The following is a 23986-nucleotide window of genomic DNA, read 5'->3' on the forward strand; positions in this document are numbered from 1 at the left end:
TTTTAATTTAGTGAGGTGCAAAAATAAAATTTTTATTCAAATGTAAAAGATGTTTTTGTCGTTATTTTTCAATAATTTGCACGCTCTTAAAAAAATGATGGTAAAAATTACAAAGTTCTCACTATCAGCTGGCGTTTGCAGATGTATTTAAAAAAAATATCCTTATTCAATTATAAAAACTTTTCGGAAGCAAATTTCGAGTTTGACAGCAAGATAAACTGCTTTGTTGGCAAAAACGGCATCGGCAAGACGAATGTGCTCGATGCTATCTATCATTTGTCTTATGGCAAAAGCTATTTCAATCCGTTGGCGGTGCAAAACATAAAACATGATGAGGAATTTTTCGTAATCGACGGCGAGTTTGAAAAAGATGAAAGGAATGAACAAATTGTCTGCAGCCTAAAAAAAGGACAGAAAAAAATCCTGAAAAGAAACGGAAAACAATATGAAAAGTTTTCTGACCACATCGGATTTATTCCCTTGGTCATTATTTCTCCTGCCGATCGCGACTTGATTGTTGAAGGAAGCGAAACCCGAAGAAAGTTTATTGATTCTGTCATTTCGCAATTGGACGCTACTTACTTACAACAGCTGATTCAATACCAAAAGGTAATCATCCAGCGAAATGCTTTGTTGAAATATTTCGCCTTGAATCATGTTTTCGAAAGCACAACCTTGAGCATCTATAACGAACAGCTTCATGAGTTAGGACATTCTATTTTTGAAAAGAGAAAACAATTCTTAGAAGATTTTATACCAATTTTCAACAAGCACCATCAAGCTATAACTGGGAATGCTGAAACAGTACAGCTGGTTTACGAAAGTCAGTTGCATGAAAAAAAACTGCTGGCCTTATTTGAAGAAAGTCTGGCAAAAGATCGCGTCTTGCATTATACCACAGTAGGAATCCACAAAGATGATTTGTCTTTTGAAATCGACCACCATCCTATAAAAAAATTCGGTTCACAAGGTCAGCAGAAATCCTTTTTGATTGCCCTGAAATTGGCTCAGTTTGAATTTGTCAAAAAGCAAAGCAAGCAAAATCCAATATTGTTGTTTGACGATATCTTTGATAAACTAGATGAAACTCGCGTTGGAAAAATAATCGAAATGGTCAATAATGATGATTTTGGACAGTTATTTATATCGGATACACATCCTGAACGCACGGAAACTGTCATAAAATCAATGCACCAAAGCTATAAGATTTTTAATCTTTAATTCCGAAAAATCTGTTATCTCCTAGATTTTATGTTTAAAATTCTTAGAACTTATTCTGCCATTTAACATAAGTTTTCTTAATTTTATATACCTTTTTTAACCTACAAACTTCCCCGGTTTGTTTTTGAATGCGAAAAACGTTCTGACTATTGGCTTTCTTAACTTAAACCTGCACAAATGTTAGCTTCACTAAAACACAGAAAAGCAATCCACAGCGGACTTTTTATTTTTGTTATTTTATTGCAAGTGCTGATTTTTTCTTTATGGTACAATCAAAATACCAACGAAAACGAACTTGCGGATTCTTTCCAAAAAGCCAGCAAACAAAGCTTGGTGATGACTTATTCTGGCGAAGTGACAAAAAATTATTTCGATGCAGAAAATTCTTTCATGGAATACTTGTACAATTACGACCTGAACTCGCTGCATAAATACCGTAATTCGCTCGTAAAAATGACTTCTTATCTGGACAGCCTTAATCATGTCATGAATAAAGATGAGGAAGCGCTTCCCAACATCCAAAGCAAAAAAGAAAAAGAAAAAAAGATTATCGTGCTCCGAAAAGAATTGGACTCATTGATAAAATACAGAGTCGATCTTTTTTCTGAAGAAAAGCTGGAGCAATTTAATCTGAAGCCTTATAACCACAAGAAAGTCCTGAATTCGATTTCGTATGACACAATACGTTCCACAGATGGCGTGGAGAGAAAAGGCTTTTTCACGAGAATCGGCAACGCTATCGCTGGAAAATATGATGTAGAAAAAGAGGAACTTCATTATTATATGACCATGATGTACGGCTCGGTCGAAAAGACTGGAACGCCCGAAGAACAGATGGCTATGATTTTCAATACCACACAAAAGCATTACGAAAAAGAATTTGGGCGATTGAAAAATACCTATTCTAAATTAAGAGAAATTGACCGCGAGCTCATGATTGTTAATAAAAAAATCTTGAAAAACAGTCAAGACATTATCCTTTTATATGACAAATCGGTGCAAGAATCCAACAAGCTGCAATTCGAGAAAGCATTAGAAAATCTACGGAACAAACGAAGCCTAATTACCATCTTAATCATAGTAATGGCAATATGCACGGGACTGCTGCTGCTCTACTCTATTTTTGCCTACCATTTCGAAAAGAAATTAGCTGCTGCCAAAATAGAAGCCGAGAAAAATCTGGAATTCAAAAATCGTATCATCGGCATGTTGAGTCATGAAATGCGTTCTCCGCTGAGCATTATTTCGAATCTGACTCACAAACTGAAAGCTACAAAAATGAACAGCTCACAAAGCGAAATGGCCAAATCGTTGAATTTTACGTCAAATTCGCTACAGATTACCGTGAACCAGATTTTGGATTTCTTCAAAAATGAAAACGGAAAGCTGGTTTTATACAATTCCAAAATCATCCTTAAAGATGAAGTTTCAGCAATACTGGAATCGTTGCGATCGTTAGCAGATGCCAAAAAAATAGAACTGATCTCACACGTTGATGATTCCTTAGAAAATGAAGTCTGGGTTGACAGCGGAAAAATACATCAGCTGTTTTATAACATGATCGGAAACGCCATAAAATTTACCTCAAAAGGAAATATCACAGTGTATTGTCAATTTACTGATATAGGAGAAAAATTCAGGTTTGACGTAAAAATTCAAGATACCGGAGCAGGAATTCCAAAAGAGGATTTAGAAAAAATATTTGACAAATATTACCAAAGCAAGCACCATACCGAACAAGTCGGTTTTGGCGCTGGACTAGGCCTTAGCCTATGTAAAGAAATCGTGGAATTATACAACGGAGAAATTGCGGTAGAAAGCGAGCTCGGCAAAGGAACCGAGATCTCTTTCCATCTGTTTTTAGAAAAATCAGATGCTGCTCAGGAAACAAGCCAAACAAAATTGATTAACACTTATGGAAACGCCAAAATCAAAGTTGCAGTAGTAGACGATGACGCTATGGTGATGGCAGTATTAAAAAAAATATTGTCCGATATCAATTTCACCATGATAGGCTTCAGTTCTGAAAATACGATAAAAGAATACCTGCAAAAAGAAACCGTCGACATCATAATGACCGACCTTCAGATTGCCAATGCTTCTGGAATTGACCTTATAAAAGACATCAAAAACATGAGTAACAAAAATACCATGACACCTATTATAGCCATAACGGGCGACAGTTACATGAATTCGATTGAGCTGTCCAGCATACAAGCCGACGAGCTAATAATCAAACCCATAAATCGAGAAGAATTGTATTCAAAATTGCTGAAAGTACTACAATAAAAGCTTTTAAAATTACCCAATTTCACAAAAACTAATCCAATAAATTTTCTTAATATTGTTAGGCTGAAAACAGTCCATAATTTAAATTCTGATCAAAATGCTTTCACCAAAAACGCTTCAATTTTTAGAAGACCTCAAAGAAAACAACAACCGCGAATGGTTTTTGGCTAACAAATCATATTACGAAGAATACAAAAAAGAATACCATCAGCTGATTTCTGATTTTTTGGAAGAAATGGTTCCTTTTGACGATTCACTCCGAAATCTAGAACCTAAAAAATGTGCTTTCAGGATCAATCGCGACATTCGTTTTTCGAAAGACAAATCGCCATATAAAACCCACATGGGCATCTGGATGACAACCGACCAAAATCGCAGCAATTCTCCTGGTTATTATGTCCATATCGAAAAAGGAGGTAGTTTTATCGCCGTAGGATTGCATGTGCCAGAAGCAGCTGATTTAAAAAAGGTACGTAAAGAGATTGCCTATTTCTATGAAGATTTAGAAGAAATCGTAAACGACAAAGATTTTAAAAAGATATATCCAGAATTAGACAGAACCGAAGCCAATTCCTTAAAAACAGCTCCAAAAGATTATGAAAAAGACCATCCGGCAATTGAATTCTTAAAGCTCAAGAGCTTTACTGTATCTCAAAAACTGGACGACAAGTCGTTATTTGAAAAAGATTTTGTCAAAAAAACCGCAAAAAAATTGATTACCGCCAAGCCTTTGAACGATTTTTTAACTCGAGGTCTAAATACCGAGTAGTTCATTATGAATTACAAATCGTTTAAAGTACTTTTGCCGTTCATTTTTATTCCTCATCATAATGGAAATTCTCGCTAATTTTTCCCTTAAAAACTACAATACTTTTGGCATCGAGGCCAAAGCAAAGCAATTCGTTTCGGTGCATTCTGTTGAAGAACTCAAAACAGTTCTGCAGGAAAACCCAACACAAAAAAAATTCATTCTGGGCGGCGGCAGCAATATGCTGCTGACCCAAGACATAGACGCACTGACAATCCACGTTGACCTAAAAGGAAAGAAAATCATTGAGCAGACAGAAGATGCTGTCTGGGTTGAAGCCAAAGCCGGCGAAAACTGGCATGAATTTGTCTTGTGGACCATCGGCCAAGATTTTGGCGGATTAGAAAACATGTCGCTGATTCCCGGTAATGTAGGAACAACGCCTATACAGAATATTGGCGCGTACGGAACCGAGATCAAGGACACTTTTGTCTTCTGCGAGGCAATGAACATTGAAACCTTTGAAATTAAGAAATTCACGAAAGAAGAATGCAAATTCGGATACCGCGAAAGCATTTTCAAGAATGAAGCCAAAGGCCAATATATCATCGTTTCTGTTGTTTTCAAGCTTACAAAGCAAAAACACAAAATCAATATTTCGTATGGAGATATCGCAGCCGAGCTTACCAAAAAAGATATCGTGACACCAACGCTAAAAGACGTCAGCAATGCAATTATCACAATCCGCCAAAGCAAACTGCCTGACCCTAAAGAACTAGGCAACAGTGGAAGTTTTTTCAAAAACCCCATCATTCCGAAAAGTGATTTCGAAAGAATCCATCTTTTACATCCTGAAATGCCGAGCTATAGCGTTTCCGAAACCCAAGTAAAAGTTCCTGCCGGATGGCTCATCGAGAAAGCTGGATTTAAAGGAAAGCGTTTTGGCGATGCAGGTATACATAAAAACCAAGCTTTAGTCTTAGTCAATTACGGAAACGCTACCGGACAAGAGATCTTGAATGTTTCAAAGGATATCCAAAAAACGGTAAAAGAGCTTTTCGATATTGAAATTGAAGCGGAAGTGAACGTGATTTAATCAAAAATAAGCTTTCGAAATTCAGAGAAAAATATAAAAATCGTAATGGATAATTTTCTTAATTTTAATTAAGATTCAGAATTGAAATTCCGCATTTCAATTGTACCTTTGCACACATTTTTTAAAGACACCAAGCTTATATGTTGAACATTATTTTTTATGCATTTATCGGGGTTGTAGCTGTACAATTATTCTACTATATCATTGTTTTTGGAAAATTTTCTTTTGCAAAGCCTCAGAAAAGCACTCCGAAAAGAATTCCTATTTCAGTCATTGTCTGCGCTAAAAATGAAGAAGAAAATGTAAAAAAATTCATCCCGCTTCTGGCAGAGCAAAATTATCCCGACTACGAGATTATCTTGATTGACGATGCTTCAAGCGATTCGACTTTAGATATTTTCGAGGAATTTGAAAAACAATATCCTAACATACGCTTAGTAAAAGTGCAGAATAACGAAGCCTTCTGGGGCAATAAAAAATTCGCGCTTACCTTAGGAATAAAAGCGGCCAAAAACGAATATCTTTTGTTTACCGATGCCGATTGCTATCCGTCAACAAAAGAGTGGATCAAAGAAATGAGCTCGCAATTCACCATGAGCAAGACAATTGTCCTAGGTTATGGGGCTTATGAGAAAATTGCAGGTTCCTTCCTAAATAAAATCATACGTTTTGAAACGATGCTTACTGCCGTACAATATTTTTCATGGGCAAAAATGAAGCATCCGTATATGGGTGTTGGACGAAATCTGGCTTACAAAAAAGAAGAATTCTTTAATGTAAACGGATTTATCGACCATATGAAAATCCGATCTGGCGACGATGATTTATTCATCAATCAAGCTTCAAGCGGAAAAAATACGACTATCTGCTTTACGCCCGAAAGCTTCACTTTTTCTGAACCGAAAAAATCATTCAAGGAATGGTTTGATCAAAAAAGAAGGCACGTTTCAACCGCAACCTTCTACAAACCATTTGACAGGATGCAGCTTGCTATTTTCTTCTTGTCGCAGTTTCTTTTTCTCGTTATGGCAATACTCCTGCTTGCATTCCAATACAACTGGATGATTATAACACCTATCGTAGCCGGAAGATATATCTTTTCTTGGGTTTCTTTAGGCTATGGCGCAAATAAATTAAGAGAAAAAGACGTTATGTATTGGTATCCTGTTATAGAAATTGCGCTTATATTCACGCAATTGAATATCTTTATAACAAATATCTTTTCAAAGCCGGTACATTGGAAATAAAAAAACAAATAGAGAAAGCTAAAATCGGAGACCAAGTTGCCTTCACTTCTCTATTGGATTATTATTGGAACGAGGTGTACGGATTCATGCTCCAAAGAACCCAAAACGAAACGGACGCGGAAGACATTACAATCGAGACTTTCGCAAAAGCTTTTGACAAAATCTCCACCTATAACCCTGATTTTCAATTCAACACTTGGCTTATTTCTATCGCAAAAAATGTCCATATCGACATGCTCCGCAAGAAAAGATCCACGCTTTTCGTTGATATTACTGATGAAGAAGACAATCAGGCCTATAATATTGCCGATAGTTCTCCTTCCGCAGAAGATAAATTGATTACGGAGCAAAATTTGTCACGTCTTCTGCAATTCATCAAAGAACTCAAACCTCACTATCAAGAAGTCATCCAACTCCGCTATTTCCAAGAATTAAGCTATCAGGAAATCTCCGAAGAACTACAAGAACCCTTGAGCAATGTAAAGATAAAACTGCTCCGTGCCAAAAAACTCTTGGCTGAAATTATCAAAAACAAAAGATAATACTTCTTTTTAATCCTATCTTTTTTAACAGCCACTATTACAAAAAATCGTAATTTTATGTGGTTAACCAATTGATATACTTAAAATGAAACAAAAATTATTTTTTATGCTGTTCGTGATTTTTTCTGTCACGGCAGCAAAAGCACAATTTACGACTCCGAATACCGGAGTAAGCTGGAGCCTTGATGATTTGATGGCCAATGCTCCTTCGGCAGTAAGTCTCACGGGAGGAATTTACACCTTATCACAAAACCTTACGATTGCTCCTACTGACAGTATCATAATCGATACTGATGTAACATTACACATCAACGCAGATGTACAGATTACCGTGCAGGGAAATTTTACGTCTGATTCTGATGCTATCACGATTACAGCAACAAACACCGCCACACCCTACAATACCATTACTTTTGAATCAGGTTCCAGCGGTTATTTCAGGAATACGACGATCAATTACGGAAAAGGAATACGGGTGGCTACGCCTGACTTCGAAATGCAGTCCTGCGTAATGGCATATCATATGAACGGAACAACGACAAGCGGAGCCATTACCTTTTCGACTGGAGGAAATGCGCTGATCAACAATTCCAGGTTCTTATTCAATTTTTATCCAGCTTTCAATTCAGGAGCTAATCAATCAGTTGCTCCAAGACTGACCAACAATTATCTAGAAGGAAACAACCAATCCAATGGAAACCGTCCGCAAATCAATATGGGTCCAAGTGGTGCAGATACGCTACGAATCGTTGGAAACACCATAAAAGGCGATCGTACTAAAATCATGACTGGCGGTATTGGAGCGTCGAACCTATTGGGAGGAGGTCAGCTTAAAGTCATCATCGACAACAATATTATTACAGACAACCGTTACGGCATTACTGTTATTGGAGCTGCTTCATCAGGATACATCAGAGGAAATATTATTGAAAATAATAATACACAAAATATCCCTGCTCAAGGAGGAAGTGGTATTTCACTTAGCGCTTCAGGAGCGACCACCATGAATATTATTGCCAGCCGTAACCAAATCCGAAGAAATCTTTGGGGAATTACGGTTATCGGAACGGCAAGAATCAATCTTGGCGATACAAATACAGCTACTTTAAACGAAGGAGGCAATGTCTTTTCCGAGAACGCAAATGGCGGAGCAACATACGCATTATTCAACAATACGGCGCTGCCAATCATGGCCATGGACAATTGCTGGATTGAAGGGGCTGAACCAACTGCAGCCGATGTCGAAAATGTAATCAGCCATCAGGTTGATGACAACACTTTAGGACCGGTGACTTTTACTCCTTTTGGCTGTGATGCCTTATCAGTTCCAGGATTCGCTACTTCAAAACCTATTATTTATCCGAATCCGAGCAAGGGAAAAATCAATATCGAGATGGCTGAAAGCGGCACAATAAGCATATTCGCTATCAATGGCATGTTTATCCAAAATTTCGATTTAAATGAAGGAAGAAATACTATTGATGTAGATCTTCCAGCTGGGATTTATATTACAAAAACCGAAACACAAGGTAAAAATTTCAGTAATAAATTAGTTATTCAATAACAAAATCAGATTCAAAATCTCAAGGCAAGTCTAGCTAGGCTTGCCTTCTTTTTATGGATAACAAAGTATATTAACGCATTACAAATTATAAACATAAAAAACCTACAAAAACTTTAAAAAAAGTACAATAAAAAAGTTAACAATTTCGTTATACTACTAAACAATTCCAGCTTATGGCAAACATCTACGCTAACTTTAAATTATGCAATCATGTCAAACCTCAACATTTTTAAACAAAGCTGGAATGAAATTGTTTTTGAAGGCAGAAACAAGGAATATGGCGCGTACCAGCTACGCCAAGAGAATCCAAGAACTACTTTAAAAGCATTGTTCTTTGGAATACTCGCTTGTGCTTCTTTACTTAGCATACCTGTAATTTCTGGACTATTAAAAAAAGAAGTGCCCAACGTCACTGATGCTCCTTATGTCCTTCCAGATGCCATTCTTGTAAATACAGAAATTTTCAAAAAGACGAAACCTGAGGCACCTGCTAAAAAATCAGAACCTGAGAAATCTTCAGAAAAACAAATCAAAAATGTAACTCCTACTGTAACTGATGCGAAAGACACTCCCAACGAAGTACAAGAGATAGATCCTACCAAAAATATCAAAACAGGAGATTCTGATAATCCAGGAGACAATAAGGGCAACATTGCACTCGGAAACAGTTCATCTGATGGAAAAGGAAACGAAACAACGTATGACTCTGGTACAACAAAGGGCAACGATACTGGAAACGAAATACTTAATATTGGAGTGCTTCAAGCAAACCCAGAATTCCCAGGAGGCATTAAGAACTTTTTGGCTTTAGTAGGGAAAAAATTCAAGACTCCCGAAATCGACGAGCAAGGAATAATGAAAATCTTTGTCTATTTTGTTGTTGAAAAAGACGGAACGTTGAGCAACATCAAAGTGTTGAGAGATCCAGGATACGGATTAGGCGAAGAAGCCATACGTGTCTTGAAATCTATAAAAACAAAATGGAAACCTGGCATACAAAATGACAAACCTGTTAGAACGGCTTACAATCTGCCTATCAGTGTCGATATCAAAAATAATTAATTTGAGTAGTTAACTATTTTTATTTTCAAAAAACCCTGCGAACTGTGCCTGCAGGGTTTTTTATTTAAGAACGATTCACTTTTTCATGCCGGCTAAAAACCCGTATTTCGCTAACATCACATTAACGTATTAAATAAAAACATTCGTTATCTTTGTGCTTTCAAAATAGAGTTTATGGAAACCGTTTTAGATACTGCCGTTTTACCTACAGGAAAACCAAAATGGCTAAAGGTAAAACTACCTATTGGCCAAAAATATACAGAACTTAGAGGATTAGTAGACAAATACAAGCTGAATACGATCTGTACCTCAGGAAGTTGCCCGAATATGGGTGAATGCTGGGGCGAAGGAACTGCTACCTTTATGATTTTAGGGAATGTATGTACGCGTTCTTGCGGTTTTTGCGGTGTAAAAACAGGAAGACCAGAAACAGTTGATTGGGACGAACCTGAAAAAGTGGCACGCTCTATCAAGATTATGAACATCAAGCATGCAGTAGTAACAAGCGTTGACAGAGACGACTTGAAAGACGGAGGCTCGATTATCTGGATTGAAACTGTAAAAGCCATCCGAAGAATGAATCCCAACACTACGCTAGAAACACTAATTCCTGATTTCCAAGGAATTGAAAGAAATATCGACCGAATCGTAGAAGCTAATCCAGAAGTAGTTTCGCACAACATGGAAACCGTTAGAAGATTAACTCGCGAGGTTCGAATTCAAGCAAAATACGACAGGAGCTTGGCCGTTTTAAAATACCTAAAAGAAAAAGGAATCAATAGAACCAAATCAGGTATCATGCTAGGTCTTGGAGAGACTGAAGAAGAAGTAATCCAAACATTACATGACTTGCGCGATGCTAATGTTGATGTAGTAACCATAGGACAATATTTGCAGCCAAGCAAAAAACACTTGCCGGTAAAAGAATTTATCACGCCAGACCAATTCGCGAAATATGAAAAAATCGGTTTGGAGCTAGGTTTCCGCCATGTAGAAAGCGGTGCTTTGGTGAGATCTTCTTACAAAGCCCAAAAACACATTTTATAAGTCATAAATCCAAAGACGAAAGTCTTAAAGCCGTTTTTATAAATGCTTTTGTTTTTCTGACTTTAAAAACTTGTTGACTTTAAAACTTTATGACTTTAAAAACTAGAATTGCTATTAATGGATTCGGCAGAATCGGAAGAAACTTATTCCGCCTTTTGCTTAACCACCCGACTATCGAAGTCGTAGCCATCAATGATATTGCAGACAACAGAACAATGTCGCATTTAGTGAAATACGACAGTATTCATGGCGTTTTGCCCTTCGAATGTTCTTCTGATCAAGAGAATATTATCATCGATGGAAAACCCTATCCCTTCTTCCATGAAAAAAGCATCTCGAATCTCGATTGGAAATCGCTCGATATTGATGTCGTAATCGAATCGACAGGAAAATATAAGACCTTTGAAGAAATCAACCTTCATATCCTGGCGGGTGCAAAAAAAGTAATTCTTTCTGCCCCTTCAGAAACCGACAAGATTAAGACGGTTGTTCTGGGCGTAAACGAACATATCCTTGATGGTACGGAGAAAATCATTTCTAACGCCAGCTGTACGACAAACAACGCTGCACCGATGATCAAAGTCATCAATGATTTATGCGGTATCGAACAAGCTTATATTACCACTGTACATTCTTACACTACAGACCAGAGTCTTCACGATCAGCCTCATAAGGATCTTCGAAGAGCTAGAGGCGCGGCACAATCTATCGTTCCCACAACAACGGGCGCGGCAAAAGCACTTACAAAAATTTTCCCTGAATTGGATGGCAAAATTGGAGGAAGCGGTATTCGTGTTCCTGTACCCGATGGATCTTTGACAGACATCACTTGTTATGTAAAACGAGAAGTTTCTATCGAAGAAATCAACAAAGCTTTTCAACATGCCTGCAGCAACGAATTCAAAGGATTCATGGCCTATACAGAAGACCCTATCGTTTCGGTAGATATTTTAGGCAATAGAAATTCCTGTCTTTTTGACTCACAGCTAACCTCTGTAATTGACAAAATGGTAAAGGTTGTTGGCTGGTATGATAATGAAATCGGATATTCTTCGCGCATTATCGATTTAATTTCATTAACAAATAAGAAATAGCTACTTTTATCCCTTATCAAGGGCTTTAAAATGAAGTATTTACCACCACTACTCTTTATTCTCTTATTTAATTCCCTGCTGTATTCACAGCAAAAAAAAACCGCGTCTACAAAAGTCGACAGCGTTGATTACTACATTCAGCTGGCAAGTTTCAATCTAAAGATCAATAATTATCAAAATGCTTTAGAAAGTTCTCAAAATGCCATTGAGTTTTCACAAAAAAAAGGCGACAAGGCACAGGAAGCAAATGCTTATACTTTTTTAGGAAGTATTTATTTTGAACTTAAAAAATACGATGATGCTATTGAGACGTATGTACGCAGCATCTCGTTATATAATGACCTAGAACCTTCTACAGAGCAGGCTTACTGCTATTACAATCTCGGATTGTGTTACATGGAAAAGGGAAAATACGGTGTGGCAGAAATCTATTTTGACAAAGCCAATGCGATTTATGAAATCATTGAAATTCCTGATGCTAAAGAACTCCTGAACCTCCAGAAAGGAATTCTTTATAAGGCCAAAGGAAAAACACAGTTAGCATCGTCCATCTTCAATACGATTATTGCCAAACCCGACAACGATGACAGTTTTAAGACCAAGGCAGAAGCCTTGTACCAGATGGGCACAATTGAGTTCGAAGCTGGCCGGAGCCATCTTGCCTTAAATTATCTCAACCGGGCCTTAGAGTTAAACTCGAGAAGCGATAATTTCGAACAAAAATCCAAAATCCTGAAGCTAATCAGTGAGGTTTATGAAATGATGATGGACATCGATAATTCGTTTCTTTACTTGAAAAAACACTTGGTCTTAAAAGATTCCATCATACAGTTAAACAGCAAAAAAATTGGGGCAGAAGCTTTCGAAAAATTCAAAGAAAGCGAGCAAATGAAAACCATAAAACAAAAAGACAAAGAAAATCGCGAGCAGAAAAAATTGATCAAAGTTTCCAAGCTTACCAGCGTATTGAGCATTGCCTTGATTACGATTCTCTCACTACTAAGCTTGTCGTTATATAAAAACAACATCATCCGGAACAGAACGAACAAACAGCTACAGGAAAAAAATACGGAACTTGAAATCGCAAAAGACAAGGCAGAAAAAGCCTCTCAAGCAAGAGCCGAGTTCTTATCAACCGTAAGCCATGAGCTTCGAACGCCTCTAAATGCCATTAACGGAATCACACACCTTCTGATTGAAGAAAACCCGAAAAAATCCCAAATTGATTACCTTAAGTCACTGAAGTTCTCCGGAAATTACCTGCTGACTTTTATAAATGAAATCCTAGAAATCAACCGAATCGAGTCAAATAATATTGAAATTGAAAAAATCTGCTTCAACCTTAGGCAGCTTCTAATTGACATACAGAATTCGCTAAAAGAAATCGCAAGCCAAAATAACATCAATTTCGGATTAGAAATAGATCCTGAAATTTGCAAGACATTTTCTGGTGACCCGACAAAACTTTCCCAGATTTTCATGAATCTGATCAATAATGCCTTAAAATTTACGGAAAACGGAACTGTAATTGTCCGCGCAAAACTTCTGGACGAAACAGAAACCAAGCAGAACATTTATTTTGAAATCGTAGACACGGGCATTGGAATTCCAGAAGAAAAGCAAGAAATTATCTTTGAAAGCTTTTCGCAAGGCTCTGTTGAAATCAACAGAAAATACGGCGGAACTGGCTTAGGACTGGCTATTGTAAAACGATTGGTCACAATGCTAGGCGGCACCATCAAATTAGAAAGTACTATTAAAAAAGGATCTAACTTTAATTTCAGCCTAGAATTAGATAAAGGAATTGAAAACCATGAAATCTTAAAACTCTATACAAACGATAGTGATTTTATCGATAAAAAAGTGCTTCTTGTTGAGGACAACAAAATCAACCAGATGGTGACCAAAAAAATGCTAGAAAAGAAGCAGATTGAATGTGAAATTGTCGAAAATGGAGAAGACGCCATAGAAGCTGTCAGAAACAACAAATACGATTTGGTACTGATGGATGTGCATCTTCCAGGCATAAACGGAACCATTGCTACTCAAAGCATTCGAAAATTCGACAAGAAGACTCCGATTATTGCACTCACCGCCATTTCCTTAAACGAAAACAGAGAAATGTTGCTTTCCTTCGGAATGACAGATGTTATCACCAAGCCATTCAATCCAGAAGCCTTCTACAGGGTTATTGCAGAAACGATGAACAGCAATTAGTTTCTAGAAATCAGCTCTTTGATAAGCGTCCTAACTTTTGGCTCAGCCTTTTTAGCCGCTTCCAATACTTCCTGATGAGAAACCGTATCGATGTTGTGCTCGTCGCCCATATCCGTAATCACAGAAATACCAAAACACTGCATGTCCATATGGCGGGCAACAATAACTTCAGGAACCGTTGACATTCCAACGCAATCCGCACCAAGAATTTTCACCATTCTGTATTCCGAAAGTGTTTCAAATGTCGGCCCTTGTAGTCCGTAATAAATACCATCCTTCACTTCGATGTTCAGTTCAATAGCAATCGCTTTGGCTTTGTTGATCAATTCTCTAGAATAAGGCTCGCTCATGTTGACGAATCTCGGACCAAATCTTTCATCATTTTTTCCTCGAAGCGGATGTTCGGGCATCATGTTGATATGATCGTAAATGATGACGATATCTCCCACTTTATAAAAAGGATTCACGCCTCCAGAAGCATTAGAAACAACCAACTTCTGCACGCCAAGATATTTCATTACTCTTACCGGGAAAGTCACTTCTTTCATGTCATATCCTTCATAAAAATGGAAACGGCCTTGCATGGCCACCACCTTTTTAGTTCCGATAGTTCCAAACACTAAAGCGCCTTTATGGCCTTGCACCGTTGAAACCGGAAAATTAGGAATTTCGTTGTATGGCAACGTAAATTCAATCTGAATATCCTCGGTAAAACCTCCCAATCCAGAACCAAGGATTACTCCATATTCTGGCGAAAAATTAGTTTTTGATTGTATATAATTAACTGTTTCTTGAACTTTTTCCCACATAATTTAAAATAGTTTTGTCAAAATCATTACCGCCAGAAATAAAATGGCTTTTTATCGGAAGATAGAAAAGCTGGCTGTCTGGAAGCCTTCCTCTTAATCTGACGAAATCTTTTTCGGTCGTGATTATTTTTTTATCCTGCGCTTTATTTTTTATCTCTGCAATGTCTTTTTCCGTAAAATGATGATGGTCCGGAAATGTCAGGATTACATCGTTTTCGCTTTGCAAATATGCAAAAAACGGTTCGGGTTTGGCTATTCCTGCCAAAAGTAATTTATCAACAGGCTTGATTTCGGAAACAGAAAGCTGCTTTTCTTCCGAAAACACAAATTCATCATAGGCTATCGAGGTAAAACATAACTTTTGGTCAGAATCAATTTTTAGCTTTTTCTGAATTCTATCCTGCTCTTTGGCAGATAAATCAGGCGGGCATTTTGTGACTATGATAATTTTTGCACGTTCCGCCCCATTTCTGCTTTCGCGAAGGTTTCCTGCTGGCAAAATAAGATCATCTGAATACAAATCCCCGTAAGAAGTCAGCAAAACATAGAGCCCTGCTTTTACTTTTCTGTGCTGAAAAGCATCATCTAGCAAAATGATATCAGGCTGTGAAATCTTCAATAACTGCTCAATTCCGTTCCTCCGATCTGCATCCACAGCAACTTGGATGTTGGGAAACTTTTTATAAAACTGGAAAGGCTCATCTCCTAAAATTGATGCATCTGAATTTTCATCGGCTAAGACAAAACCTTCTGAATTTCGTTTGTAACCGCGACTCAATGTCGCTATCTTGTAATTAGGAGAAAGCAGACGGATCAAATATTCAATCTGCGGTGTTTTACCCGTTCCTCCAACGCTCAGGTTGCCGACAGCTATTATGGGAAGATCAAAAGAATACGATTTTAAAATTCCTTTGTCAAAAAGAAAATTCCTAATGCTGGCAATAAGACCGTATAAAATAGAAAAAGGGAAAAGTATTTTTCGCAATAACATCATAGTACGAAAGTATAATATTTTATCTTTGAAACATAAAGCTAGGGCATATTTGCGACTATTGAATTCTACTTTGCCTATTCATGCTTTTTGGCAATTTAAGCCTAATTTTTAAAATTATGAAGATAAAAGAAATTATTTCGGTCCTAGAAACTATGGCGCCTTTAGCTTATGCAGAGGATTTTGACAATGTTGGATTACTTGTCGGAAATCAAGACGATAAAGCCACGGGAGTTTTGGTTTGCCATGATGCTTTAGAAAACGTAATCGAAGAAGCTATTTCAAAAAAATGCAATTTCGTTGTCTGTTTTCATCCGATTTTATTTTCGGGGCTGAAAAAAATTACCGGAAAAAATTATGTAGAACGTGCCGTCTTGAAAGCCATCAAAAATGATATTGCAATTTATGCCGTACATACAGCTTTAGACAATCACCAAAATGGCGTGAATAAGATTTTTTGTGATGCTTTAGGACTGAAAAACACAAAGATATTAGTTCCTAAAGAAAATTTTATCCAAAAATTAATCACTTATACGATTCCAGAAAATCACCAGAAATTACGAAATGCCTTATTTGACGCAGGCGCTGGAAATATCGGCAATTATGAAAACTGCAGCTTTAATTCGCAGGGAATTGGCAGCTATCAAGGCAACGAGAATAGCAATCCCGAAATTGGTGAAAGAGGCGAATTTGTAGAAAATACAGAAATAAAAATAGAAGTCACTTTTGAAAAACACCTGCAAAGCAAGATTTTAAAAGCTTTATTTTCAAATCACGTTTATGAAGAAGTTGCCTACGAAATTTATGACTTGCAGAATTCCCATCAGAATATAGGCTTAGGAATGGTCGGCGAACTAGAAATCGAAATGCCTGAGAAAGAGTTTTTAGAATTTGTAAAAACCAAGATGAAAGCCGAAGGAATCCGTCATTCCGAATACCTTGGAAAACCGATAAAAAAAGTAGCCGTGCTTGGCGGTTCGGGAAGTTTTGCAATTAAAAAGGCAATTCAGGCCGGAGCAGATGCTTTTTTGACCGCAGATTTGAAATATCATCAGTTTTATGAGTCTGAAAATCAGCTACTTTTAGCAGATATAGGGCATTACGAAAGTGAACGCTATACAAAAAATTATATAGTTGATTATCTTACGAAAAAAATTCCTAATTTTGCAATCATTTTATCAGAAGAAAATACAAATCCAGTTAAGTACTTATAGAATATGGCGACTACAAAAGAATTGAGTGTTGAAGACAAGTTAAGAGCGATTTATGATCTACAGTTAATCGACTCAAGAATTGACGAAATCAGAAATGTTAGAGGTGAATTGCCTTTGGAGGTGGAAGATTTGGAAGATGAAGTGGCTGGCTTGAGCACACGTCTTGACAAATTGAAAAACGATTTGGAAGTTATCGAAGAGCAGATTAAAGTAAAAAAGAATGCTATCGACGAACATAAAGAAGCCATCAAAAAATATACAAAACAGCAAGAAACTGTTCGTAACAACAGAGAATTCAACTCTTTGACTAAAGAAGTTGAGTTCCAAGAGCTAGAAATTCAATTGGCTGAAAAGCAGATTAAAGAAATGAAAGCTTCTATCGAGCACAAAAAGCAAGTGATTTCAGATTCTAAAGAAAAATTAGAAGCAAAATCGTCTCACTTAAAGCATAAAAAATCTGAATTAGACGCTATCATGTCTGAAACAGAAAAAGAAGAAACTTTCCTTTCTGAAAAATCAGCAGAATATGAAGCGCTGATTGAGGTAAGATTATTGCAAGCTTACAAAAGAATCAGAAGCAGTGTTCGCAACGGACTAGCTGTCGTTTCAATTGAAAGAGGTGCATCAGCAGGTTCTTTCTTTACGATTCCGCCACAAACACAAATGGAAATCGCTTCTCGTAAAAAAGTAATTACCGACGAGCATTCCGGAAGAATCTTAGTCGACGCAGCATTAGCTGATGAAGAAAAAGAAAAAATGGAGAAATTATTTTCAAAATTCTAGATATATTTAGTCCCGATAATCATCGGGACTTTTTTTTATGAAAAAAATCAGCAACCTGCTTCTCGCTAAATCTATCGGATTATATATTAATCTCCTTAGCTATGTGTCGCCAAAAAAAGCGTCGCAATTGGCCTATAAGTTTTTTAGCGAACCGAGAACAGGAAAGCTTTTTTCAGACCAGATGCCCGAAGTCTTAAAAAATGCCAAGACTGAAATTCTGGAGATGAGAGAACATCAATTCCCTGTCTATATCTGGGAAGGCAATGACACATATGTCCTTTTAGTCCATGGCTGGGAAAGCAATGCTTCTCGTTGGGAAAATTTCCTTCCCTACCTAAAACAATCAGGATGTTCCATTATTGCGTTAGATGCTCCAGCTCACGGCTTATCTTCGGGAAGGGAGTTCAACGTTCCGAGATATGCTGAATTTGTAGATGTCGTTGTCGAAAAATACAAGCCGCAGTTTTTAATCGGCCATTCTATGGGAGGCGCCACTTCTTTATACTACCAGCATCTTTACCAAAATAAGGCAATTGAAAAGATGGTCCTCTTAGGCGCTCCGTCTGACTTACAGACTTTAGTCCTAAATTATGCAAAGCTATTAAGCTTGAATATGAAAACTATCAGCATGATCGAAAATCATTTTCTAGAGCATTTCAAAATCAAGGTAGAAGAATTTTCTGGAAAGATATTTGGTTCCAGAATAAAAGTAAAAGGCTTGATCGCCCATGATATCGATGATGATGTAGTTTCTTTTGAAGAAGCTAAAAAGATAGTAAGTTCATGGAAAGAAGCTACCTTTATTGAAACCCGCGGCTTAGGCCATAGCATGCACGACGATATCTTATACAAGAAGATTTGTTCCTTTTTATTCGAAGGAAATTATATGGATAACAAAAGAGCATCGTAATCGATGCTCTTTTTAGTTATTTCTTAATGATCTTTTTGGTTTCTGACCTATTTCCGTCTACGACCTTCACAAAGTACAATCCTTGAGAAAAAGAACTCAAATCGATTGCATTATCTTCAGAGATTGCAGCTCCATAAATGCGTTGCCCTACAGCATTACAAATCTCAACTCTTGCGTCTGCAGATAAGTCTTTTGTCTTGATCGTCAGCCTATCTGTTGCTGGATTCGGATATACAATAAACTCCAACCCGCTAACCTCATCCACACTTAAAAACTCACTCTGCACTTGAAGAATAGCTGCCTGCATGTTAGGAATTGGTCCGATATTACCACCTGTTCCTTGTGGTATTCCAGTAGATTGAAGAAGATTCCTCATTTGTATAGGCGTCATGTAGTTGCCCGTGAGGCTATGGTAATACGATTGCAACACGATTGCGCAAGAAGCGACTATTGGCGTTGCCGAACTCGTCCCAGAAAAATTAGTATAGTATTGGTTGAAATCGCCACCAATCTGTTGGGCGTCTCCATAACCAGATGCAAAAACGCCAGTTCCCCAAGCATGCACATCTACCCTAGCACCATAGGTACTAAAAGAAAGCTTGTTATGATTGATGGTATTATCACCAGCTCCGACCATAATGGCACCGCTGTTTCCTCTGTTTCTATAATTCAGGTAAGGTGCCGAATCTAAATTTTCCGCTCCGTTTCCTGCTGCTGCTACAATTATTATCCCTGCATCGGTTGCCGCTTTGGTTAGATCCCAAACTGCACCCACATATTCGGCTGGACCGTAGTTTCCTTGAGCTCCGGTTGCCTGCATTTCATAAATCAAAATATCCCCAGCGGCTGAATTAGCGATAGCCTGAGTAACTGCTGCAACGCGATTGTAGCCTGATGTCTGCCACTCAGGAGCCAACATCATTTGTGCTGCTCCATAAGCCATTCCAGAAATACCATAAGCACCTTTGTCGCCATAAACAATTCCAAAAACGGCGGTACCATGTTCTGAATAACTTGTCGTCACACTAGATGAAATGTTCATTCCTGGTGCTAATATTACATTTCTTTCGTTAAGATCTTCGTGCTCACTATTAAAACCGTATTCGACATCACGAATTCTGATACCAGCACCAGTCAGGTTTAATCCCCATGCATATGTCATGTTTACTCCCGGATTAGGCTGGATATAAGTCTGGTTTACTTCAAAATTAGGAGTTGTTGGCGGAATATCAGCAGGCGGCTGTATAGGCTCCAAGGAACTCAACGAGCAATATTCAACTTCCGGAAATTCTTCTAATTTTTTTGCTAGCGTAAGCAACCTATCGTTTGTAGGATTATTAATTTTTATCTTAAGTATGTTTCGCAGTTTTGCAACCGAATGCCCTTTGCCTGTCAATTCGATAGCTTTCTGTTCTAATTCATCAAGCTTTTCATCAGAAATTTCTATTCCTTTTTCTAGAACTAGGCCATATTCTTGCTGCAGCGCCTTAAAACCTGGGATTGATTGCGCTACCGAATTATATGATGCTTCATCAAAATGCAATGATGTATCAAACGAAACATACAGCTCGTGCGCATTACTGCCTTTTTCTAAGGCAAAATCTCCTTTCCTGTTTTGTCCGTAGGAAGCTACTATCGAAAGCAGGATCAAATGTATAATCAAGGTAATTTTTTTCAAAATAATAAGCTTAATTGATTAGTACTCTAAATTTGGTGCAAGATATATAATTTTAAGACACGCAGTTTTGGCTCGCGTTAATATTTAGTTGTTTTAAAGCAGCTTATATAAATTTTCTTGATGTTTTTCTAAAATACAAATTAACCCTACCTTTGCCCTATGGAAGAAAATCTCAAGCGACTCAATAAATTCATAGGCGAAACGGGCTATTGTTCCCGCCGTGAAGCCGACAAGCTTATCGACGAAGGCCGTGTTAGCATCAATGGAAATGTAGCAGAAATGGGAACAAAGGTTTCTACAGAAGATGAAATTCGTATTGATGGCAAGCTGATTGTCAAAAAAAGAGACAAGCCGGTATATCTTGCTTTTAACAAGCCTGTAGGTATAGAATGTACGACCAACTTGGAAGTCAAAAACAATATTGTCGACTATATCAATTATCCGAAAAGAATTTTCCCTATCGGACGTCTGGACAAAGCCAGCGAAGGCTTGATTTTCATGACAAATGATGGCGATATCGTCAATAAAATTCTGAGAGCCCGCAACAACCACGAGAAAGAATATACGGTAACCGTCAACAGACCCATCACCGACCGCTTTATCGAAAGAATGAGCAACGGTGTTCCTATCTTAGATACAGTGACTCGAAAATGCAAGGTCGAACAAGTCAGCAAATATATTTTCAAGATTATCCTAATGCAGGGACTGAACCGACAGATTCGAAGAATGTGCGAATATTTAGGTTATGAGGTTACCGCCCTGAAGCGTATCCGAATCATCAACATTTCTTTAGATGTTCCAGTAGGCCGATACCGAGATTTGACCGATAGCGAAATCAAAGAACTGAATCAGTTAATAGAACCTTCAAGCAAGACAGAGGAAGCCAGCCTTCCAAAACCGGAACCGAGGCGTCCGCAGCAGCAAAGGGTTATCCGAAAAATTCCGCCAAGAAATAACGATAATAGGAATTTTAGAAATGACAAATAAAACAAAACCCAAGACTTTCATCTTGGGTTTCTTTTTAAATTTAGTTTTTTAAACGTTTCTGTTCGCGTGCCAGAAGCGTATTTTTAAGCAACATGGCAATCGTCATCGGACCGACACCGCCTGGAACAGGCGTTATAAAAGAGGCTTTTTTGCTTACGAATTCAAAATCAACATCGCCTGTGATTCGGTATCCTTTTTCACTTTCGTCAGCAACTCGGGTAATTCCGACATCGATAACAACTGCATCATCTTTCACCATTTCTGCTTTCAGGTAATTCGGTACACCTAGCGCTGTGATGATGATATCTGCCTGAGTCGTAATCTGAGCAATATTTTTGGTATAGCTGTGCGTTAATGTAACTGTTGAATTTCCAGGAAAACCTTTACGTCCCATCAAAATACTCATCGGTCTGCCGACAATGTGGCTTCTTCCGATAACAACCGTATGTTTTCCTTTGGTTTCTACACCGTATCTTTCTAATAATTCTAGGATTCCGAAAGGCGTCGCAGGAATAAACGTTGTCATATCCAAGGCCATCTTTCCGAAATTCTCTGGATGGAATCCGTCTACATCTTTGCTAGGATCAATCGCCATCAATACTTTCTGCGTATCAATCTGTTCTGGCAAAGGCAATTGGACAATAAATCCGTCGATGTTATCGTCTTCATTCAATTGCTTGATTTTTTTAAGCAGTTCGGTTTCAGAAGTCGTGCTTGGCATCTTCACCAATGTCGACTCGAAGCCTACTCTTTCGCAAGCTTTTACTTTGCTTCCAACATACGTCAAGCTCGCACCATCGTTCCCCACGATAACCGCGGCCAGATGAGGCACTTTCTCGCCGTTGTCTTTCATCTTTTGGACTTCGGCAGTGATTTCGTTCTTGATGTCGTCAGAAATTTTTTTTCCGTCTAGTAGTTGCATTCTTTTGTAGTTAGTGTTGTTTATGAAAATTTTTAGGGCTTAAAATTTCAGCTTGAAACTTTAAGCCCTAACAGTATTTTATTATCTCATTCCTTTCATGCCGCCCATCATTCTCATGAGGTTCTTGCCGCCACCGCCTTGCATCATCTTCATCATCTTGCTCATCTGGTCAAACTGCTTCATAAGCTGGTTGACTTGCTGGATATCGGTTCCAGAGCCTTTTGCAATACGGTTTTTTCTTTTGAGATCGATAATCGCAGGCTTGCTTCTTTCTGTTGGAGTCATCGAGTGGATGATGGCTTCGATATGCTTAAAGGCATCGTCTTCGATCTCAACATCTTTTAATGCTTTTCCTGCACCGGGAATCATCCCGACCAAGTCTTTCATATTACCCATCTTTTTCACTTGCTGGATCTGCGTCAAGAAATCGTCGAAACCAAATTCGTTTTTGGCAATCTTCTTTTGCAGCTTTCTTGCTTCTTCTTCGTCGAATTGCTCTTGGGCTCTTTCTACCAAAGACACAACGTCTCCCATTCCCAAGATTCTTTCGGCCATACGATTTGGATAGAATACATCGATAGCATCCATCTTTTCGCCAGTACCGATAAACTTGATCGGCTTGTTTACGACCGATTTAATAGAAATTGCTGCTCCACCGCGCGTATCACCGTCTAATTTGGTAAGGATAACTCCGTCAAAATTCAATCTGTCGTTGAAGGCTTTTGCTGTGTTGACAGCATCCTGTCCCGTCATCGAATCGACAACGAACAGTGTTTCTTGTGGCTGAATCGCTTTATGGACATTGGCGATTTCGGCCATCATTTCTTCATCGACAGCCAAACGACCCGCTGTATCGACAATGACTACGTTAAATCCATTTGATTTTGCATGCTTAATGGCATTTTGCGCAATTTCGACCGGATTTTTATTTTCTGGCTCAGAATATACTTCTACGCCAATCTGTTCGCCGACAACGTGCAACTGATTAATCGCCGCAGGACGGTAGATATCACAGGCAACCAACAAAGGTTTTTTATTTTTCTTTGTCTTAAGATAATTTGCTAATTTTCCAGAGAAAGTCGTTTTTCCAGAACCTTGAAGACCAGACATCAAGATTACGGTCGGGTTTCCAGAAAGATTGACTCCAGCTGCATCGCCACCCATCAATTCGGTCAATTCATCCTTAACCAACTTTACCAAAAGCTGTCCCGGTTGTAACGTTGTCAAAACGTCCTGACCAATTGCTTTTTCTTTTACTTTGGTCGTAAATTCTTTAGCAATCTTAAAGTTGACATCGGCATCCAGCAAAGCGCGGCGTACTTCTTTTAAAGTATCGGCAACGTTAACTTCGGTGATTTTTCCGTGTCCTTTTAGTATATGAAAGGCTTTGTCTAATTTATCGCTTAAATTATCAAACATAATGATTTTCTTTATTGAGGTGCAAAGATAAGAGAAAGACGGTAAGTATCAAAGAGCCAAAGAGGCAAAGTTATAGCACAGCAACTTCTATAGCCAAAATAAGAAAACCAGGCATTGCTGCCTGGCCTTTCACTTAACTAAACTAA

The 23986-nt window shown here is 38.0% G+C and carries 20 protein-coding genes; 15 read left to right on the forward strand and 5 right to left on the reverse strand.

Features of this window, described 5'->3' with window-relative positions; all coding sequences use genetic code 11:
* The first annotated feature begins 141 nt into the window (after positions 1 to 141).
* The 11 genes from recF (at position 142) to CLV94_RS02935 (ending at position 14127) form a co-directional block, all read left to right on the forward strand.
* Positions 142 to 1221: a DNA replication/repair protein RecF gene (gene recF / locus CLV94_RS02885; protein WP_121374943.1), complete on the forward strand. Its 1080-nt coding sequence runs from the start codon at positions 142 to 144 to the stop codon at positions 1219 to 1221.
* Positions 1222 to 1398: 177 nt separating this feature from the next.
* A complete protein-coding gene (locus tag CLV94_RS02890; RefSeq protein ID WP_121374944.1) occupies positions 1399 to 3510 on the forward strand; it encodes an ATP-binding response regulator in 2112 nt (703 codons plus the stop codon).
* A gap of 97 nt (positions 3511 to 3607) precedes the next feature.
* A complete protein-coding gene (locus CLV94_RS02895) occupies positions 3608 to 4279 on the forward strand; it encodes a DUF2461 domain-containing protein (RefSeq protein ID WP_121374945.1) in 672 nt (223 codons plus the stop codon).
* A gap of 61 nt (positions 4280 to 4340) precedes the next feature.
* Entirely contained in the window at positions 4341 to 5354 is a 1014-nt protein-coding gene (murB, locus tag CLV94_RS02900) for a UDP-N-acetylmuramate dehydrogenase (protein ID WP_121374946.1), read from the forward strand.
* A gap of 140 nt (positions 5355 to 5494) precedes the next feature.
* On the forward strand, positions 5495 to 6601 hold the full coding sequence (locus CLV94_RS02905; protein WP_121374947.1) for a glycosyltransferase: 1107 nt from the start codon (positions 5495 to 5497) through the stop codon (positions 6599 to 6601).
* Complete coding sequence (locus tag CLV94_RS02910; protein ID WP_121374948.1) at positions 6592 to 7143, forward strand: RNA polymerase sigma factor; 552 nt, start codon at positions 6592 to 6594, stop codon at positions 7141 to 7143. The genes CLV94_RS02905 and CLV94_RS02910 overlap by 10 nt, the downstream gene beginning before the upstream one ends.
* Positions 7144 to 7228: 85 nt before the next feature.
* Positions 7229 to 8707: a T9SS type A sorting domain-containing protein gene (locus CLV94_RS02915; protein WP_121374949.1), complete on the forward strand. Its 1479-nt coding sequence runs from the start codon at positions 7229 to 7231 to the stop codon at positions 8705 to 8707.
* 210 nt (positions 8708 to 8917) lie between these two features.
* Positions 8918 to 9769 (forward strand): energy transducer TonB, encoded by an 852-nt coding sequence (locus CLV94_RS02920; protein WP_121374950.1) that lies wholly within the window; start codon positions 8918 to 8920, stop codon positions 9767 to 9769.
* Between the two features lie 174 nt (positions 9770 to 9943).
* Positions 9944 to 10816 carry a lipoyl synthase gene (gene lipA, locus CLV94_RS02925; protein ID WP_121374951.1) on the forward strand — a complete coding sequence of 291 codons (873 nt, stop codon included), beginning with the start codon at positions 9944 to 9946 and terminating at the stop codon, positions 10814 to 10816.
* Between the two features lie 89 nt (positions 10817 to 10905).
* Entirely contained in the window at positions 10906 to 11910 is a 1005-nt protein-coding gene (gap, locus tag CLV94_RS02930; RefSeq protein WP_121374952.1) for a type I glyceraldehyde-3-phosphate dehydrogenase, read from the forward strand.
* Positions 11911 to 11940: 30 nt separating this feature from the next.
* Positions 11941 to 14127, forward strand: coding sequence for an ATP-binding protein (locus tag CLV94_RS02935; RefSeq protein WP_121374953.1), 2187 nt, complete (start codon positions 11941 to 11943; stop codon positions 14125 to 14127).
* Here CLV94_RS02935 and CLV94_RS02940 read toward each other — a convergent pair.
* Together CLV94_RS02940 and lpxK are read right to left on the reverse strand one after the other, a co-directional pair.
* Positions 14124 to 14936 carry a purine-nucleoside phosphorylase gene (locus tag CLV94_RS02940; protein WP_121374954.1) on the reverse strand — a complete coding sequence of 271 codons (813 nt, stop codon included), beginning with the start codon at positions 14934 to 14936 and terminating at the stop codon, positions 14124 to 14126. The two genes, CLV94_RS02935 and CLV94_RS02940, sit on opposite strands and share 4 nt — an antisense overlap.
* Complete coding sequence (lpxK, locus tag CLV94_RS02945) at positions 14908 to 15930, reverse strand: tetraacyldisaccharide 4'-kinase (protein ID WP_121374955.1); 1023 nt, start codon at positions 15928 to 15930, stop codon at positions 14908 to 14910. The genes CLV94_RS02940 and lpxK overlap by 29 nt, the downstream gene beginning before the upstream one ends.
* Positions 15931 to 16046: 116 nt before the next feature.
* Here lpxK and CLV94_RS02950 point away from each other — a divergent pair, with 116 nt between their 5' ends.
* Genes CLV94_RS02950 through CLV94_RS02960 form a run of 3 tightly spaced genes read left to right on the forward strand, consistent with a single transcriptional unit; the run spans position 16047 to position 18834 of the window.
* Positions 16047 to 17141, forward strand: coding sequence for a Nif3-like dinuclear metal center hexameric protein (locus CLV94_RS02950; protein WP_121376217.1), 1095 nt, complete (start codon positions 16047 to 16049; stop codon positions 17139 to 17141).
* A gap of 3 nt (positions 17142 to 17144) precedes the next feature.
* A complete protein-coding gene (locus CLV94_RS02955) occupies positions 17145 to 17924 on the forward strand; it encodes a zinc ribbon domain-containing protein (protein WP_121374956.1) in 780 nt (259 codons plus the stop codon).
* A gap of 37 nt (positions 17925 to 17961) precedes the next feature.
* Complete coding sequence (locus tag CLV94_RS02960) at positions 17962 to 18834, forward strand: alpha/beta hydrolase (protein ID WP_121374957.1); 873 nt, start codon at positions 17962 to 17964, stop codon at positions 18832 to 18834.
* A gap of 16 nt (positions 18835 to 18850) precedes the next feature.
* On the opposite strand, the gene CLV94_RS02965 is transcribed toward CLV94_RS02960, so the two are convergent.
* Positions 18851 to 20512, reverse strand: a complete 1662-nt coding sequence (locus tag CLV94_RS02965) for a S8 family peptidase (RefSeq protein ID WP_121374958.1) — start codon at positions 20510 to 20512, stop codon at positions 18851 to 18853.
* A gap of 159 nt (positions 20513 to 20671) precedes the next feature.
* Here CLV94_RS02965 and rluF point away from each other — a divergent pair, with 159 nt between their 5' ends.
* On the forward strand, positions 20672 to 21499 hold the full coding sequence (gene rluF, locus CLV94_RS02970) for a 23S rRNA pseudouridine(2604) synthase RluF (protein WP_121374959.1): 828 nt from the start codon (positions 20672 to 20674) through the stop codon (positions 21497 to 21499).
* A 40-nt stretch (positions 21500 to 21539) separates the two neighbouring features.
* Here rluF and CLV94_RS02975 read toward each other — a convergent pair whose 3' ends face one another.
* Together CLV94_RS02975 and ffh are read right to left on the reverse strand one after the other, a co-directional pair.
* Positions 21540 to 22421, reverse strand: coding sequence for a bifunctional 5,10-methylenetetrahydrofolate dehydrogenase/5,10-methenyltetrahydrofolate cyclohydrolase (locus CLV94_RS02975; protein WP_121374960.1), 882 nt, complete (start codon positions 22419 to 22421; stop codon positions 21540 to 21542).
* Positions 22422 to 22502: 81 nt separating this feature from the next.
* Entirely contained in the window at positions 22503 to 23840 is a 1338-nt protein-coding gene (gene ffh / locus CLV94_RS02980; RefSeq protein WP_121374961.1) for a signal recognition particle protein, read from the reverse strand.
* Positions 23841 to 23986: the final 146 nt, after the last annotated feature.

The sequence above is a fragment of the Flavobacterium endophyticum genome (assembly GCF_003634455.1).
Taxonomy (GTDB): domain Bacteria; phylum Bacteroidota; class Bacteroidia; order Flavobacteriales; family Flavobacteriaceae; genus Flavobacterium; species Flavobacterium endophyticum.